We start from the raw sequence: 13,008 nt of genomic DNA, 5'->3' as shown, positions 1-13,008 counted from the left end.
TGTCGTAGAAGCGCCCCAGACCGCGGTCAGCTCGTCAGCAGCTCATAGGCGCATTCCAGCGCGTCCTCGAGCAGCCCGCCGAGCGCCGGATCGCCGGCCGCTCGGTCCTCCACACTCTTCAGAACGTGCCTGGTGAGCGTGTCCTCACCCGAGTGCCACGCGGCATCCGCGTCCGGTGGAGATGTTGGGTCGTCCTTGCCGAGCGTCCAGGGAGCCTTGAGGACGAGGTACGGGCGCAGCGCCACGCGCATCAAGGCTAGGTGCTCGGCACTCTCGGCGGGGTCGTACGGAACGAGCATCCCGAGGTCCGGTGGCGCGGATATTCCGTCGATTGAGGTGGCCAGCAGCACCTTCCACCGGTGGCTGGCGTCTACGTCTGCTTCGGCTAGCGCCTCCGCGGCCCAACTCAACGATTGGTAGAGGGACGGCGAGAAGCGCCTGCCGAGTCGTTGCACTAGCCGGAGCGCGGCGCCGTTCAACGCAGGATCAGACACAAAGATTTGCCCGAGCCACTGGCTCAGCGCCGACGACGCTTCGGTGTCGGGTCCGCCGGTGAACAGGCGCTGAAATCCTTCGATGCCTTCAAGCCATTGCAGCCAAGCAAGGCTTCTGGCGAACTGGGTAAACTCGCGCGCACCCTCGACGTCCCGTAGGCGTTGACGCACGTAGTCCTCGTCGACGGGGTCGAGTGGTGGGTCCGCTCCGAGTATCTCCTTCATCCTAGCCTGGTGGTCCAATCGCCCCATTCGGGCTCGGCGATTCCAGGCTTCGAGCGCGGCAACTAATGCCGAGTGGTCACCTCTGGGGGCGGGATACGCCACGGGGACGATGCCGAGGTGGTGCCACTTCGTATCGTCCGGAAAGTCGGTCAGGACGTAGCGTCGAGTCCTCGAAGGGAGCCCCAACGCGAGGTACTGCATGATCGGGTCGTCGTGGCTGTATCCCACGAACAGCACGGTGAACTCGTCGAATACTCTTCGTAGGAACCGGGTAGCCCAGGCATCGGTGAGGTATGCGCGGCCGAAATCGCGATCAGTCAGCACTAGTTGCGCGGGTTCGCGGCGGACCGAGCCGTGGAGATGCACGACGCCTGAGAAGTCATCACCGAGCGGCAAAGCCGGCCCGATCCAGACATCGCCTTCCGGAAGGAGCGCCGAGGTCATGGCTGCCGTGAGGTGAGTGTCGAAGTTGGTCGTCACGATTCGCGGCGCTCCAGTCGCAGAGGCGAGCCGGACGAGGGCGGAGTGGGTCGGGTTGAAGTCGGAATCCGGGTGGTTGATGATGCGCAGGGCTTGTGCGTGCGTCTCAAAGTCGGCTGGCATCGATCCCAAAAACAGGTCCAACGCCGTGTCCTCGCTGAACGGCACCCGCGCAGCCGCCGCAATCAGGCGAGCCAACTCTCTGAAGGAGGGCAGGTTCGACGGCGCGCCCATCGACGCTCCCGCGCCTACGAAGAGGACCAGTCGACCGTCCGAATGAGCCTCGACGAGGGCGGCTGGAAGCTCAACGTCGCTAGTGATCCACACATCGCCTCCCAGTCAACCGAGTCGTCGCGTGGCGCCGATCGCCTCCGGACACCTACTTCCCTCGATACTCCCTCGGCGTGCCTGGGAAGCGACCGACCAATGAGCAGGCTCGGGCAATCTACCGCTGCGCTAGCTCACGACGAGTGAGATCCCGTCCGCCGTGGTCGCCCAGGACGTGAAGATCGCTCGCGAGATGCTGATCGTCAGGTGTGGAGGCGCTTCCTGTCACGGATGGCGGTGGCTACGGGCGCACTGCACGCCTCCATACCGGTTCGGGGGGTGAGGTGCACTGGATAGCCTGAATCACCTGAGTGGGGAGGGTGACTTCGTGGCTGGAGGCGTGGCGGCGCGAGGTGCGTGGGACCGGTACCAACCGTTGCCGGTAGTAGCTCGTTCCCTGGAGGACCTGCGAGGTCGGACGGAGGGGGCGGTCACGTTGCCACTGCACATCCAGTGGTCGGGGCGCCGGACGTACGACCTCGCAACGACCTCTGACGTGGTGTGGATGTACAGCCGGGTCATCCGTGAGGCCTGTTCGGAAGGCGACCTGCGGGCCTACCTCAGCGGGGAACATCTGGTCGCACTGTGGCCCCAGCCACGCTCCCGGCGCGGCACGTCCGGGCATGGGAAGGCGCATTCGACCGGCTTCGAGGTCTCGAGGGCTGATCGGGGGATCGAAGCGGCCCCCAGGCTGCCGCAGCAGCGGGCGCGGTGCGCCCTGGCCTGGGACCCGCAACCTTGTCGCCCGGTTCACGGGGGAGGGGGTCGCGTTGCTTCGTCAGGAACCCTACTGCGACCCTCGGTTCGCATGGAGCCGACCGAGACCGCCTGCGACGTGTGCGGGTAGCACACCTGAGGTGGCGCCTGGCTGCTCTCGATCATGTGCGGGCGGTGCTCGCGGCCCTCGAAGCGGGGGTCTCCTTGATCGACGCGGTCAGCGATGCCGACCTCAGGTCGACCGCGGAGCTGCCCTGGGACGCTGAGGCGACTCCTGTTATGGCGGTGCCGCTGGGGTTCAGCGGCGCGTCGGTGCGCGAGATCGGCGAGCGTCACGCCGTCGGTGAGCTTCTCCCGCGACGAGCTGCGCTCCGAGCTTCCGGCGATGGCGTCGCGAGTTCATCGCTGAGGCGGTGTCGTTCGACAGGGAGGTCGGCATGCTGCTGGTCGAGGAGCTGATCGACGAGGCGACCTACAGGCTGCTGCGGCACGAGTCCAGCTAGAACAGGGCTTCCGGGGCGGCCTGCTGGTCAAGCGCTGCGACGTACCTGGCGTAGTTGTCGGCGACCGCCGACGCGTGTTCCTCGAGCGTCTCGGGTCGGTATCCGAGTGTCTCGGCCAGGATCGCGGCGGGGGTGTGTCTGGACAGGTCACCGAGAGAACCGAGGCGCGCGGAGAGCGTCGATATCACGGGCCGCAGACGGTTGCGCAGGTAGCCCGGTTGCAGGTGGGTGCCGGCGCGCCCTCCGAGGAACACCCAGGGACTGTTCGGGTGGGTGGCCGTCTGCTTGTGGGCCGGCTCGTGCAGGACGTCGCGCACCACCTGGTCCAACGGAGGCGGGAGGTGGATCGGCAGGCCCGCGAGCGTAATGGTCACGGTGTCCGTGATGGTGACCTGCGCCCAGCGCAGCTGAACGATCGAAGTCATCTGCTGCCCAAACACGAGTACGAGGACTACGGCGAGCCGATCGCGAGCGCCGAGGGCTCCGGAGTGCAGCGCGGCGTTCAGGGCGTCCGCCTGGCCCGCGGTGGACAGCCTGGTAGCGGTTCCGCGCCGATGGCGGGGAACCGTCAACGTGCTCGAGCACAGGCGAGCTGGCCGGGCCCAGGAAAGGAACCTCTCGACCATTAGCCGCGTACTCGGGCCTTCGGATATCCACCGGTCCAGGTCGCCCTGGCCGGCGCGCCCGAGGTCGGTTCCCTGCGCGTCCAGCCAGTTGCACCACTCGATCGCGACGGTCGTGCTTTGCTTGGCGACCAAGAACGTCCCGTGCGCGATGGGCGACCGCGCGCGCATGGTGCGCAGGTGCTTCCACCGGATGTAGCGGTCGATGACGTCCCGGTGTGCGGGGGAGTCGAGCCGGTCGAGGGCGTCCGAGGACCAGGACTCGAAGGTGGCGATCAGCTCGTCGCGGACCGGTAGTACGCCGTGCTCCACGAGCAGCTGCCGCATGTGGTTTCGCGTGGCCCCGGCCGGAAGCTCGTCGAGCGCCGCGTGGGTGGCGTCGTCGTTGGCCACCATCGAGCGCAGGAAGTCCTGGACATGAGCTTGTCGAATCCACACGAGACCGGAGTTCGCACGGTTCATCGACTTCAGCGCCTGCACTATCGGCTGCCAGGCGACGTCGACGCTCCCGGTGCGAGGGTTGGTGAAGGCGTCATCCACATGCTGGGCGAGCGCGCATCGCAGGCACAGCTGGTGCCGATAGATCTCGTCCTCAGCTCCGCAGCCGGCGCAGTGGACGTTCACGAACACACCTGAGCACGTGCGGCATGCCGGCGAGCCGTCGATGCGTCCGGGCAGCACCCCGACGTGACCGCACGCGCACGTGCCCTGGGTGCGGATGGCGGCCCGGTAGCAGTAGGTGCAGACCGCGCCGTCGGGCCAGAAGGCCCCGACCTGGTAGTGACTTCCGCACCTGGCGCACGGCACCGGGTGGGCCAAGGGGTCCTCAGGCTTCTTCGGTCGGGCCACCGTCATCGCTCACGAGTCGGATGCGGTGCGCGATCGGTCCACGCTTGGTATCGATGCCCAGTTCGCGGGGGTCGGTGGGCGCGTTTGCGGTGCGCGCGGCGCGCATCTCGACGTACGGCTCGAACAGGTCGTTCGGGGTGCAGTCGAGGATGTCGCACAGGGCTGCGAGGGTGTGCGCCGCGATCCGCTCCGGGGTAGAGGTCACCAGGCGGTGCACCTGCGCATTCGACAGGTTGATACCGCGCGAGCGCAGCAGGGGCAGCAACTCCGTGGTCTTCCAGAGGTTCCGGGTGGCCATGACCTGGCGCAGGTGCCAGCGATACCCGATCCGACGCTGTTCACTCATCGTCCGTGCCTCCCAGCCGTAGACGTCGCGCGATCATCTCTTGCACCGCCTTCTGCTTGAAGTCGCTCGACACAGACGTGTAGAGCGCGGTCGTCGACGAGTACTGGTGCCCGACCTGCTGCTGGACGAACAGCTGGTCGTACCCGGCCTCGATCAGGTGAGTCACGTACGAGTGGCGCAAGGCGTGCAGCGTCAGCTCGCGGGGTAGTCCTGCGTCGGTCCGCACGCGCTGGAACGTGCGGTCGAACGACCGGAGCCCGGTCGACGCGTCCCGTTCGGTGGGCCACAACGAGTTCGACCGGTCGGCCGTCGTGAACATGCCGCGGCCGGCGGGGGAGCACCACGACTCCAGCAACGGAACGACCCAGTCGAACTCCGGGACGGTCAGGACCGTACGCCGGCGGGGCCCTGAGCCCGCGGTGCCCTTGGCCCACCTGACCTGCACCGTCCCGAACATCCCGAACCGCTCGACCCGCGGGTTCGGGCCGAAGTCGATCGTCTCGAGCATGGCCAGCTCGCGGCGCCGCAGTCCGAAGGCGTACGCGACCTTGAACGCCACGGAGTCCCTGAGCGCGGGCAGCCACCGCTTCGACCGGGCGGAGTACTCGGTGTCGACGACGTCGTCCGCGCAGTCGAAGAACCGTTGCAGCTCCTGGCGCGTGAAGGCGCGACGGCCCGGGGTCACCGCGTCGTCCGTCGTGTGCCGCGGTGCGTTCCACTCGAAAACGACCTGTGACGGCAGTGCTCCGAACAGCCGCTCGCTGAGTGTTGCCCACCCGTAGCGGTCATCGCAGATGAATCCGCAGAACGAGCGCACTGCGGCCGAGTACGAACGCAACGTCGTCAGGGCCAGCGGCCGCTCACGTGAGCGCAGCGAGGCGAAGTACTCGTCGACGTCCTGCGCGCCCCACGACCACGGGTAGTCGTTCGTGAACCGCTGGAACCGTTCGATGGTGCATCGTGCGCTGCTTGATCGTGTCGCTCGTCAGGCCCCGCGCGAGCATCTGCGCTCGCCACCCGGCGACCATCGCCTCGAACAGTCGATCCTCAGCGCGGAACAGCGCCACATCGCCCGAGGTGAACAGCTCGGGCACGCCGCCAGGGATCGCTCGCACGCGTCGACTCTACGCGAGAAACTCTCATCTGATGCGAGATTCGGTTGCTGACCTGGTGCGACGTTCTGGCGCTGACCGACCCCGATGACATCGACGCTCCCTCGATGCCGCGCCTGAACTGCGGAGATGCCGCATCGTGCGATGAGACGAGTCCTCTCACCTGGTTGGAACTCGTCCTACTTGAACGCCGATAATGGACGTTATGTCAGATCGTAGTCCGCGTGTTGCATCTGATGTAACACGCGAGGCGGCGCCACCCCTCCTCTGCCCGCCCGTGCCGCGCTCGCGCCGCTGGGCAGCGCTGCGGAGCTCGTCGTCGTGGACGCAGACCGGCTCGGGACCGTCCCGGACGTCCTGGACGATCCCGGTGCCGTCGCGCTGCTGGGGGGGTGGGACCACCTCGCTGACCGCCCTGTTCACGCACGGCCGGCTGCAGAGCGGCCACCGGGTGCTCATCCGCGGTGCTGCCGGCGGTGTCGGGTGCGTGGCCGTCCAGCTCGCCCACGCGGCGGGTGCCCTGCGACCCGTGATCGCCACGACGTGGCCACTGGCACGGATCGCCGACGCACATCGGGCGATGGAGACCGGCGGCGTGGTGGGCAGCACGTCGTCGTGGTGCTGCGGGCGGTAGTCGCCCTGCCGGTGGGCTGACTACGCGGCTGCTCCGCGCGCGCCGTAGGCGCGGATGAAGGCACGTGCGCCGTCGGTCATGATCTGGCGGACGTGCGCCGCCTCGGTGCGTCGGCGGGGCGGCTCGTTGAGCACGCGCAGCGCGGTCAGGGCGTGGAAGTGGGCGGCTGCGAGGCGGGGGTCGTCGGCGTCGAGCAGGCCGGCGCGGGCGAAGTGGCTGACGCGGTCGGTGAGGACCTGCGCGTGCGCCTCGTCGAGCGGATGGTCGTCGAGCTCCGGCAGCAGCGCCTCGTTCTCGTTGATCAGCCGGACCGCGGCGAGGTAGTCCGCCGACAGCAGCAGCGACCGACCGAGGGCGGTGGCCAGGTCGGTGAGGGCCTGCTCGAGGTCGTCGAGCTCGCGGATGCCTGCCGGGTCGAGGTGCTGCTCGACCAGCCCGCGCAACGTGGCCAGCGCCCTCTCCCCCGCGTCCTCCACGACGCCGAGCAGGAGGCCGCGCTTGTCCCCGTAGTAGTCGTAGACCGTCCGCTTCGACACGCCGGCGAGCGCAGCGACCGCGTCCATGCTGGTGCGCTCCACGCTCGTCTGCACGAACAGCTCCTTGGCCGCCGCCAGGATGGCCGCACGCTTGTGCGCCTGCCCCTGTCGCACGGACCTGCTTCCTTCTGTCGCCATCGCTCCCCTCCGACTTCCTCGGTGACGGTACACCGGCCGCTCGACATCTACACGACACGGTGTAGTTTACCCACGTGCACTCTTCGAACCCGGTGTTGTTGCAGGCTCACTCCCTGGTCAAGCGGTACGGACGGCTCACTGCTGTCGACGATCTGTCGTTCGCGGTCAGACCGGGCGTCGTCACCGGCTTCCTCGGCCCCAACGGGGCGGGCAAGTCCACGACGTTGCGGATGTTCCTCGGCCTCGACAGGCCGACCAGCGGTGCGGCGACGGTCGGCGGGCTGCGGCTCGCCGAGACGCCGCACCCCATGCGGGTCGTCGGCGCGATGCTCGATGCCCGGGCGGTCCACCCCCGGCGCACGGCCGGGGACCACCTCGCGGCGGTCGCACGCGCCGGCGGCGTCGCGCGGTCCCGCGTGGCGCCGACCCTCGAGCGCGTCGGCCTGGGTGCGGTCGCCGACCGGCCGGCCGGCGACTTCTCCCTGGGGATGAAGCAGCGGCTGGGGATCGCCACCGCGTTGGTCGGAGACCCGTCGGTCGTGATCTTCGACGAGCCGCTGAACGGCCTCGACCCCGAGGGGATCCGGTGGGCCCGCTCGCTCATGCGCGACCTGGCGGCGGAGGGTCGCACGGTCCTGTTCTCCAGCCACCTCATGGGTGAGATGGAGCTGACCGCCGACCACCTCGTGGTCGTGCACCACGGGCGGCTCCTCGCCGACCAGCCCCTGACCGCGTTCATCGCGGATCGCACCACCGAGCACGTCCGCGTGCGGACACCGGACCGGCACGGGCTTCTTCAGGCGCTCTCCCGCGCAGGCGTGCGCGCCGCACCCGACGCAGCGAGCGCGGACGGGCTCGACGTCCAGGGCGCCACGACGGACCAGGTCGGTCGCGTCGCCGCCGACGCCGCCGTCGCGCTGTCCGAGCTGCAGCTCGGTCCGCGACTCGCTCGAGGACGTCTTCCTCGCCATGACATCGACCCAGAAGGAATCTGCCTGACATGGACCTCCTCGCCTCGGAGTGGATCAAGGCCCGCAGCGTCCGCACCACGTGGCTGCTGGCGGCCGGCACCGTCGTGGTCACCGTGGTGGTCAGCCTGCTCGGCATCAGCGGACTCATGGCCGACTGGCAGGCCGACCTTCCCGCGGACTTCGATCCGGCAGGGATCAGCTTCAAGGGCATCCTCGTCGGCCAGATCCTCGTCGCGACCCTGGGGGCACAGACGTTCACCAGCGAGTACGCCACCGGTCAGATCGTCACGAGCCTGACGATCGCCCCCCGGCGTGCCGTCCTGCTGGCCACGAAGCTGGCCGTCACCGCGGTCGTCGCCCTCGCGACCGCCCTGCTCACCGTGGCGTGCAGCTTCGGCGCGAGCCAGGCGGCACTCGCCGCCGCCGGGCTGCCGACGGCGGACCCCGCCGACGCCGGCAACGTCCGGGCGATGCTGTGCGCCGCCGGCTACCTGGTCCTCACCGCGGTCCTCGGCGTCGCGCTCGGGGCCCTCACCCGCTCGTCCTCCGGCGCGCTGGCCGTCGTCGTGACCGTGGCGCTGCTCGTGCCGGCGCTCGCGCCCGGGCTGCCCGGCGTCGTGGGGGACCTCGCCGGGACCTACTGGCCCACCACCGCCGGGCAGGCCTCGTACACGACCGTCGGGACCGGAGGCCTGAGCGGCTCGGGAGGGCTCGCCGTGATGGCGGTGTTCACCCTCTGGACCACGCTCGCCGCTCACCTCGCGCTCAGGGCCCGGGATGCATGACGCCCGGTACCCAGCCGTGTGCGCCCGAAGGGCCGCCTCGCCCCGCCTCCCCCGTACTCAGCCCACGCAGAGCTCCGCCCGTCGGGATCGAGCAGCACGCTCCACGTCCCGTGGGAGTCGGACCGGTGCTCCACGAGCACCGCGCCGAGGGCGCGCAGCCGGGTGACCTCCGCCTCCCGGTCGTCGGCGCGCAGGTCCAGGTGGACGTCGGTGACCGTGGTCGGGTCCCGGTCGGGTGCCGGCTGCACGATGAGCAGGAGGTCGTGGGAGCGGACGTGCACGAACCCGTTCCCGCCGTCGACGGCGACACCTGCGAGGGCGGCGGCCCAGAACGCCGCGGTCCGTCCCGGGTCGCGGCTGTTCATGGTCACGGCGCTGAGGGCGAGCGGCATGCCCCTGACGCTAGGCCGCGGGTGCGTGGGACGCCCGGGACCTCGGTCGGTCACGCAGCGCGGACGCCCCGACCGGAGGCCGGCTGACGGGCGTGCGGCCCGGTCAGAAGTGGTAGGTCGGCGTCCGCACGAGGGTGCCGTCCTCGAGGGGGAAGTCGATCCTCGTCTGCCGGATGTCCGTGAGCAGCCGGATCCGCACCTCGCCGGCGAACTCGTCGTCCGCGTCGCTCCCGTGGCTCTTGAGCGAGCTCATGCCCCCGTGGGGCGGCGTCCGGAGCCCGAGGGGGCGCGGCCAGTCCGACGGGCCGTACGCCGCGAGGTCGCGCGGGATGAACCAGGCCGTGGCGGTCCCGCGGGCGTGGTCCACCCCGGTGATCCGCATGCCGACGCCGCGCCACACCGCGAAGGTCCGGACCCCGAACACCTCGGACGCGTGCGCGCAGGGCACGCGCTCCACCACCGGGTCGGACGACAGGTCGGGCTGCCAGGCGCCGCTCCGGTCGTGCGCGCCGCGGTGCACCAGGAGCGCCTCGGGGCTCACGACCCGGACCTGGTACGTCACGTCGTCGAGCGTCGCGAAGTGCCCCTCCATCAGGGGGTCCGAGGTGATGTCCACCCAGGTCACGGTAGTCGGGCCCTCCCGTCCTGCACGCCCCGGCGACGCTCGCCGGCTGCGGGCACCACCCGTGGGTCGAGCAGCCGGCCGCGTTCCGCGAGCGTCGCTCCTCCGGGCTGTCCCGCTCCCTCGCGCCGTGCCGTGCGTCACGTGCGGCGCAGCGCCAGGGCCGCCCGACCCCGCGTGGACCACCACGCCGACGCCGCGACGAGGACCGCCGCCGCGAACGCCGCCAGGCCGACCTTCGCCGCTCCGGACAACGTCGCCTCGAGCCCGGACCCGGCGCTGTCCGACCAGCCGAGCGCCGCCCCCGTGGCACCCGCGACGACGAGCGCCACCACGACCGTGATCCGCGACCGGTCGAGCAGCAGCCGGCCTCCCCCGCGGTGCCACGCCCGGACGGCCCGCGCGGCCCACACGACCAGGACGAGCAGACCGGCGGCCGTGCTCAGGTGCTGCAGGACCCGGCCTGCGGGCACGTCGCCGACCAGCGGCTCGCGGAACCACGCCACGTGCTGCACGATCACGCCGTCGCCGTGGGTGAAGGCGTCCCAGACCACGTGGGTCAGGACGCCCAGCACGAGCGAGAGGGCGACCCAGGCACCCCGGACCGCGAGGCCGGGGTGCGCCGGTGACTCCCCCGCCGGACGCGCGTCCCGTCCGAGCAGGGCGCGCAGCGGCCCCCGGAGGAGGTGCCACAGCCCGAGCAGGACCGCTGCGGTCGGCACCGCCACCGTCAGGGCGCCGGGCCAGGCGTGGGTGGTCGTGGCGTTGACGAACGGCTCGTACCAGGCGTCGGCCGACCTGGGCACCGGGACGAAGTACGGCACGTCCGGGCTCAGCGCACCGGCGACCAGGGCCGCGGGGACGAGGGGACGGCGAGCCAGCGTGAGGACGGCCGCGGGGTGGGCGAGCGTGAAGGGCACCGGGACATGGTGAGGGCGACGACGACGCGCGGTCGTCCACCTGCGGTCGGATCCTGCCGTTGCGGTCGGCCCTCGGTCGCGACGGCTCCTCAGGCTCGCCGCGGCCGGACGGGGGCGACCGGAGCCACCCGCCACCGCAGCCAGGCGACGCTCAGGGACAGGACGCGCTGCTCACCGACCGGCACCTCGCCGACCTGGACCTGCGGTGGGACGCCCCCGAGCCCGCCCGCGAGCGCCTGTACCGGGTGCTGAGCGGCCGGGCACGCCTCGGACGACTCCCAGGAGCTGAGCGACCTCGAGTCGACGCTCGCCGCCGCGGACCCGGTCCGCCATCCCACCCTCACCGCGGCCGGGCCGTCCGCGACCGCCGCGAGGTCACTCCCGGCAGTCGATCGGCTCCCCGTCGTCGAACCAGACCGGTGCGTCGGCGGTGCCACTCAGTTCGAGGTGCGCGACCTCGCCGTCCCACGCGAGCGCGTAGGTGCCGCGCGAGACCGGCGCGTAGCCGTCGTCGGCGCTGTACGTGCCGACCCGCACCGGGGTCGTCGCACCCGGGGCCAGGACGGCCACCGTGCCTCCGCCCAGGCCCTCGAGGACCGCGACCCGGCAGCCGCTCGCGCTCGCGAGGTCGAGCACCCGGAGGTCGGACGAGAACGAACCGGACCAGAACGCGACGACGGCCGCGCACCACGCGACGGCCACGACGAGCGCCTTGCCCGCGTTCACCGGCCACCGGACGTACCAGCGACGGCTCCCGGCGCGCGCGCCGACGTCCTGCGCCCGGAAGCTCGCCAGCGCACCGAGGACCGCCCCGGTGCTGCCGAGCGCCGCGAGGGTCGCCCCGGCGTAGGTCGGCTGCACCACCAGGTCGCCCAGGACGACCGGCAGGCGGTCGGTGAGGGCCCACCGGGCGGCGGGCAGGGTCGTCAGGAGCAGCGCACCGGCGGACCAGCGCAGCGTGCGGGCCCGGCGGTGCCAGCGGGCCGCGCTCGCGGGGTCGTCGGGCAGCGCGGATGCGGGGGCGATCAGCCACCCGGCACCCGTCGACACATCCATGCGGCGCACGCTAGGCGGTGCCGCACCCCCGCGTCCGGCACGTCGGCGGGGGCCGGCGCGATCGCCGCAGGACCTTCACCGAAGTCCCTCGCGGGTGACGCGCCGTCCGCGCCGGCGGCTCACGCGAGGCGGCGGATCGGCCACCGTGCCTGGTCGGCCTCCAGCAGCGCGGGGTCGCGGTCCGGCGCGACCTCGTCGAGCAGCTCCAACCGCGTGATCCGCTCGATGCGGAAACCCCTGATCGCGTCGCGCAGCCGGCACCACCCCACGAGCATCCAGGTGTCGGCCCCGCGCAGGAGCCCCATCGTCTCGACGTCGCGCACCGTCACGGCCGGGTCGCCGTCGCCCGCGTCCTCGCCGACGTACGTCAGCCGGACCACCCGCCGGGCGGCGATGGCGTCGGACAGCATCCCGAGGGGGACCCCGCCGTCGGTCGGCACGGCGGCGTCGATGACCTGCATCCGCCCGAGCAGCTCCTGCACGGGCGCCCGGTGCTCCTCCCCCATCACCGCCGCGATTTTCGCGCGGGCACGGCGGGCGGCCGCCTGGTACGGCGAGGAGTCGAGCAGCGCCAGCCCGGCGAGCACGGCCAGCGACTCGGCGGCGGTGAGGTTCAGCGGCGGCAGCGAGTACTCCGGGAGGATCGCGTAGCCGCCGGTCGCGCCGTGCTCGGCGTACAGCGGGACGCCCGCGAGCTGGAGGGACCGGATGTCGCGCTCGATGGTGCGGGTGGACACCTCGAGCTCGCGGGCGAGCCGAGCGGCCGACCACGGTCGACGCGCTCCACGGAGCAGGTCGACGAGGGCGTACTGCCGCTCGGCTCGCTTCATGCGGCCAGGGTGCCAGAGGTGCGGGCGCCGGTCGCGCCGCTCAGGACCGCATGCTCCGCTGGCCGCCCACGGACCAGACGCGTCGGACCCGGCCGTCCGGGTCGAAGTCGAACACGTCCACGCCGCCGGCGCGCGTGCCACCGGACTCGACGTCCCAGAGCAGCCGGCCGTGGTCGCTGTCGATCGCGTCGGCGACCGGGGTGAACACCACGTCCGGGTTCTGGCCGTGCCACCAGGCGAGGTACCGCGCGAAGTCGTCGGCGGTGCGGATGTCGTCCGCCGGGGTGGAGCCGTCGGGCTCGGTGACGGCGAAGTGGATCCGGAAGTCGTCGGCGCAGATCTGGCGGGCGATCTCGCCGTCCGTGTTCCACATGGTCAGCCACAGGTCCAGCGAGCGGCGGGCGGACGGGGTCGAGGGGTGCGTGGTCTCGGTCATGCGTCCAGGCTC

At 71.4% G+C, this 13,008-nt stretch carries 14 protein-coding genes and 1 pseudogene; 3 read left to right on the top strand and 12 right to left on the bottom strand.

All coding sequences use genetic code 11. From position 1 onward, the window contains the following. Positions 1 to 26: 26 nt before the first annotated feature. From AC1VL8_RS14270 to AC1VL8_RS14250, 5 genes are all read right to left on the bottom strand, one after another. Complete coding sequence (locus AC1VL8_RS14270; RefSeq protein ID WP_483075624.1) at positions 27 to 1,433, bottom strand: SIR2 family protein; 1,407 nt, start codon at positions 1,431 to 1,433, stop codon at positions 27 to 29. A 1,309-nt stretch (positions 1,434 to 2,742) separates the two neighbouring features. Continuing rightward, entirely contained in the window at positions 2,743 to 3,993 is a 1,251-nt protein-coding gene (locus AC1VL8_RS14265; protein ID WP_483075623.1) for a Fis family transcriptional regulator, read from the bottom strand. A 202-nt stretch (positions 3,994 to 4,195) separates the two neighbouring features. Further along, positions 4,196 to 4,564 carry a helix-turn-helix domain-containing protein gene (locus AC1VL8_RS14260; RefSeq protein WP_483075622.1) on the bottom strand — a complete coding sequence of 123 codons (369 nt, stop codon included), beginning with the start codon at positions 4,562 to 4,564 and terminating at the stop codon, positions 4,196 to 4,198. Next, positions 4,557 to 5,249 carry a tyrosine-type recombinase/integrase gene (locus tag AC1VL8_RS14255; RefSeq protein ID WP_483075621.1) on the bottom strand — a complete coding sequence of 231 codons (693 nt, stop codon included), beginning with the start codon at positions 5,247 to 5,249 and terminating at the stop codon, positions 4,557 to 4,559. Before AC1VL8_RS14255 ends, AC1VL8_RS14260 begins: the two co-directional genes overlap by 8 nt. A gap of 175 nt (positions 5,250 to 5,424) precedes the next feature. After that, positions 5,425 to 5,658, bottom strand: coding sequence for a hypothetical protein (locus tag AC1VL8_RS14250; RefSeq protein WP_483075620.1), 234 nt, complete (start codon positions 5,656 to 5,658; stop codon positions 5,425 to 5,427). A 214-nt stretch (positions 5,659 to 5,872) separates the two neighbouring features. Here AC1VL8_RS14250 and AC1VL8_RS14245 point away from each other — a divergent pair, with 214 nt between their 5' ends. Continuing rightward, on the top strand, positions 5,873 to 6,310 hold the full coding sequence (locus AC1VL8_RS14245; protein WP_483075619.1) for a zinc-binding dehydrogenase: 438 nt from the start codon (positions 5,873 to 5,875) through the stop codon (positions 6,308 to 6,310). A 20-nt stretch (positions 6,311 to 6,330) separates the two neighbouring features. On the opposite strand, the gene AC1VL8_RS14240 is transcribed toward AC1VL8_RS14245, so the two are convergent. Further along, entirely contained in the window at positions 6,331 to 6,960 is a 630-nt protein-coding gene (locus AC1VL8_RS14240) for a TetR/AcrR family transcriptional regulator (protein ID WP_483075618.1), read from the bottom strand. A gap of 98 nt (positions 6,961 to 7,058) precedes the next feature. On the opposite strand from AC1VL8_RS14240, the pseudogene AC1VL8_RS14235 reads away from it, so the two are divergent. After that, positions 7,059 to 7,586, top strand: a pseudogene (locus AC1VL8_RS14235) (ABC transporter ATP-binding protein); the annotation flags it as partial. Positions 7,587 to 7,984: 398 nt separating this feature from the next. Continuing rightward, a complete protein-coding gene (locus AC1VL8_RS14230) occupies positions 7,985 to 8,740 on the top strand; it encodes an ABC transporter permease (RefSeq protein WP_483075617.1) in 756 nt (251 codons plus the stop codon). Here AC1VL8_RS14230 and AC1VL8_RS14225 read toward each other — a convergent pair. The 6 genes from AC1VL8_RS14225 to AC1VL8_RS14200 form a co-directional block, all read right to left on the bottom strand. Beyond that, a complete protein-coding gene (locus AC1VL8_RS14225) occupies positions 8,710 to 9,132 on the bottom strand; it encodes a VOC family protein (RefSeq protein WP_483075616.1) in 423 nt (140 codons plus the stop codon). The genes AC1VL8_RS14230 and AC1VL8_RS14225 overlap by 31 nt on opposite strands. Positions 9,133 to 9,235: 103 nt before the next feature. Then, positions 9,236 to 9,748 carry a hypothetical protein gene (locus AC1VL8_RS14220; protein WP_483075615.1) on the bottom strand — a complete coding sequence of 171 codons (513 nt, stop codon included), beginning with the start codon at positions 9,746 to 9,748 and terminating at the stop codon, positions 9,236 to 9,238. Between the two features lie 146 nt (positions 9,749 to 9,894). Further along, positions 9,895 to 10,674 carry a DUF4184 family protein gene (locus AC1VL8_RS14215; protein WP_483075614.1) on the bottom strand — a complete coding sequence of 260 codons (780 nt, stop codon included), beginning with the start codon at positions 10,672 to 10,674 and terminating at the stop codon, positions 9,895 to 9,897. 375 nt (positions 10,675 to 11,049) lie between these two features. Beyond that, positions 11,050 to 11,730: a hypothetical protein gene (locus tag AC1VL8_RS14210; protein ID WP_483075613.1), complete on the bottom strand. Its 681-nt coding sequence runs from the start codon at positions 11,728 to 11,730 to the stop codon at positions 11,050 to 11,052. Between the two features lie 119 nt (positions 11,731 to 11,849). Further along, positions 11,850 to 12,560, bottom strand: a complete 711-nt coding sequence (locus AC1VL8_RS14205; RefSeq protein ID WP_483075612.1) for a helix-turn-helix transcriptional regulator — start codon at positions 12,558 to 12,560, stop codon at positions 11,850 to 11,852. A gap of 40 nt (positions 12,561 to 12,600) precedes the next feature. Next, the gene (locus tag AC1VL8_RS14200) at positions 12,601 to 12,996 is read right to left on the bottom strand and encodes a nuclear transport factor 2 family protein (RefSeq protein ID WP_483075611.1); all 396 of its coding nucleotides are present in this window, start codon (positions 12,994 to 12,996) and stop codon (positions 12,601 to 12,603) included. Positions 12,997 to 13,008 lie beyond the last annotated feature (12 nt).

The organism is Cellulomonas sp. KU4C (genome assembly GCF_056868065.1).
The sequence above is the reverse complement of the archived record's forward strand: the minus strand, read 5'-3'. Positions and strand labels throughout refer to the sequence as shown.